Here is a 3,401-nt window from a genome sequence, read left to right as displayed (position 1 = left end):
TCCCCCACTCCCCCACTCCCCTACTCTCAATCTCTAATTTTAAATAGACCCCTTCAGGGGTTCTATATAATAGGTGTGCATTAGGGCGGGTTTATATCAATCAATGAGTCAGCATGAAAATTCTAGCTAAAACCCGCCCCTACATATTGCCCCATTTTAGATATGTCAGTCCAGAGAAAATTTTATTACAATCTCTACATAGATTGCTATATGTATCCGGATTATTTATCCTGTGACTTTTCAGGTTCAGATTCACTTGGATTTCCTAACTGAGAGTTATCTTTAATTGGCACCCCATTTCGTAACTTAACAACCCCCTCAACTACAATATTGTCACTACCTTTCAATCCATCAACTACCTGATAATTCTGACCTTGAATACTTCCTAACTGTACAGGTTTCTGGGTTGCCACCAACTTCTTCTCACCATCCATTATTTTCTCTTCGGCGAGAAAAACAAAAGCTTGGTCTCCAATTTTAGTAACTGCTGTAGTTGGAATTGTTAAACCTTGACCTTCTTCCCAGATAACTCTTGCTCNCCTTTCAATCCATCAACTACCTGATAATTCTGACCTTGAATACTTCCTAACTGTACAGGTTTCTGGGTTGCCACCAACTTCTTCTCACCATCCATTATTTTCTCTTCGGCGAGAAAAACAAAAGCTTGGTCTCCAATTTTAGTAACTGCTGTAGTTGGAATTGTTAAACCTTGACCTTCTTCCCAGATAACTCTTGCTCTTACCTGTTGGTTAGTTTGTAGTTTCTTCTGAGCATTGTTATATATTGCCTTGACTAAGACAGTTTGAGTTCCTAAACCTGCATCTGGAGATATAAAAGATACCCGACTGTTACCAATTAATTTACCTGTACTTTGATTTAGTAAATCAACTCGTGTACCTAGCCTAATTTGAGGCAGTCGATCTATGGGAATCTCAATATTAACTTCTAAAGTGCTATTATCCTGAATACTGGTTAGTTCAGTTTGAGGGTCTACATAATCACCCACTTTTGGGACTACATTTCCAAGTACCCCATTAATAGGAGCAACAATATCGTAGTATTGTAACTGCACCTGTTCTGCCACAGCATTTGCCTGAGCTTGTTGTAGTTCAGCACGAGTTGTATTTACCTGAGCTTCCTGAGATGCAATAAGTTCGTCTTGACTAGCAATTTGAGCATCTAGAGTCTCAATTCGACGCTCTAAGTCTGTTCTAGCAGTTTCTACTTGTGCTTTGGATGAATCTATAACTTCTTTTTGAGCTGCTATTTGAGCAGTTAGGGTACTGGTGCGACGTTCTAAATCTTTTTTGGCACTTTCTACCTGTGCTTTAGCTGCATCTATTACTTCTCTTTGAGATGCTATTTGAGCGGTTAGGGTAGTGGTGCGACGTTCTAAATCTTTTTTGGCACTATCTACCCGTGCTGCTGCTGCCTCAATTTCTTGTTTGATATTATCTATTTCAGCTTCAGCTTGTTTGATGTCACGAGTAGTTTGGTCAAATCTTTCTTTGGGAACTACTCCTTGTTCATATAATGTAGAAAATCTTTCTTGTTCAATTTTTTGATATTCTAGTACCGCTGTTCTTCTATCTTTTTCCGCCCTCTGCGCTCGTAAATTTGCTTGAGCATCTTCTAATTGTGCTTCTTCAGATAAAGAATTCAATTCAGCAATTAATCTATTTAGTTCTTGACGTTCTGACCTGAGATTTGCTTCAGCATTTTGTAAATTAGCTTCTTCAGATAGAGAGCTTAATTCTGCTAGTAACCTATTTAATTCTTGACGTTCTTGACGGAGGTTTGCTTGAGTGCTTTCTAAGTTAGACCGTTCAGAAATTAAGTTTCTTTCTGCAACTAATTCCCTTTTATCATCTCTTAAGGATCTGAGTTGAGCTTGTGAACTATCCAACTGTGCCTTAGCTGAACCTATTTGAGCAATATTACTATCCAGAACTGCCTGTTGTCGAGAAGGGTCTATTTGCAGGATAGGGTCTCCTTTGGTCACACGGTTCCCTAATGATGCAAATACTTGGCTTATTTGTCCATCGACTCTAGGTCTAATAATTGCTTTTTCTTTTCCTTCTAATGTTGCAATATATTCTGTACTATCTGCAACTTGAGTCTCATCAACTCTTGATATTTCGACTGCTGTAGCTGGGGGTGCTGGTGGTGGTGCGCTACCTCCACAGGAACTTAACAACAGGGCAGATAATACCAAGGGCCAATATTTAGCCTGTTTGACTAATTTGCTATCCATTGGTCTTAAGTTCACTTGTAAATATCTCCTAAGTTTTAGCTAGCTTTTGAATTTAAGTAATTATGGGATTATTTAAGTTTTGAATATTTGATGCTTTATGCTAACATATAAACTATGAAGTTCGTGGTAAAATTTCCTTTTTTAGGACGGTATTTTAAGAATATTTACACTAGCAAAGGAATAGTGTTCAGATAAGTTTACATTTGATTAAATATCTATTTTATAGAGTATAAAAAAAACCTTAAATTATTCAATTTTTCAGCTTATTCTATTTATAATAGAGAGTTTGATTTAGAATTAAGTAATATCAATTCCCTTTAAACAGTTGTCATTGCGAACGTAACGAAGTGGAGAGAAGCAATCTCAATGGTTTCACAGTAGATTCTAGAGATTGCCACGTTACGCTACGCTTCACTCGCTGCGGACAACCAAGTCATTGCGAGCGGAACGGAGTGGAGAGAAGCAATCTCATTTTAGGGGGTAAAGCAAAACTACAAACAAAGGCTGATAACTGATAACTGATAACTGTTCACTGAAATAACCCAACACCATCACATAAACGCCTATCGCTTTCACTAACATTGGGATTATTTTCTAGGTAGTCGCGCATCCAGTTGCAACCCCATTCATGGAGGCGATCGAACTTCCAAACGTTCCATAGTTTTACTGTCTGATCCCAACTAGCAGAAGCAATAGTCTCCCCATCCGGACTAAATGNTGCCCAATGAGAGTCTGCAATAATTTCCCCTGTTGGTTCCACAACTTCACTGTTTCGTCAGCACTTGCAGTGGCAGTTGTCTCTCCATCGGGATTAAATGCTACACTATTGACCCTATCCTTATGCCCGGTGAGAGTCTGCAATAATTTCCCCTCAAGGTTCCATAACTTCACTGTATTGTCATCACTTGCAGTGGCAATAGTCTCTCCATCCGGACTAAATACTACACCATTGACCCTATCGTTATGCCCAATGAGAGTCTGCAATAATTTCCCCTCAAGGTTCCACAATTTCACTGTTTTCTCAACACTTGCAGTGGCAGCTGTCTCTCCATCCGGACTAAATGCTACACTATTGACCAAACTCTCACCAACCATGAGAGTCTGCAATAATTTCCCCTCAAGGTTCCATAACTTCACTGTATTGTCA

Annotated in this window: 3 protein-coding genes; all 3 read right to left on the bottom strand. The window is 39.0% G+C overall.

Features of this window, described 5'->3' with window-relative positions:
- Positions 1–539: 539 nt before the first annotated feature.
- Positions 540–2,254 (bottom strand): efflux RND transporter periplasmic adaptor subunit (locus tag AFK68_RS44300; protein WP_371357246.1); only part of this gene is annotated, 1,715 nt, incomplete at its 3' end.
- Positions 2,255–2,783: 529 nt separating this feature from the next.
- The gene (locus AFK68_RS44295) at positions 2,784–2,948 is read right to left on the bottom strand and encodes a hypothetical protein (RefSeq protein WP_371357245.1); all 165 of its coding nucleotides are present in this window, start codon (positions 2,946–2,948) and stop codon (positions 2,784–2,786) included.
- A gap of 24 nt (positions 2,949–2,972) precedes the next feature.
- Positions 2,973–3,349: WD40 repeat domain-containing protein (locus AFK68_RS41065; RefSeq protein ID WP_371357244.1), on the bottom strand; the 377-nt coding region annotated here is incomplete at its 3' end.
- Positions 3,350–3,401: the final 52 nt, after the last annotated feature.

It is taken from the genome of Hydrocoleum sp. CS-953 (assembly GCF_002260545.1).
GTDB lineage: Bacteria > Cyanobacteriota > Cyanobacteriia > Cyanobacteriales > Microcoleaceae > Trichodesmium.
The sequence above is the reverse complement of the archived record's forward strand: the minus strand, read 5'-3'. Positions and strand labels throughout refer to the sequence as shown.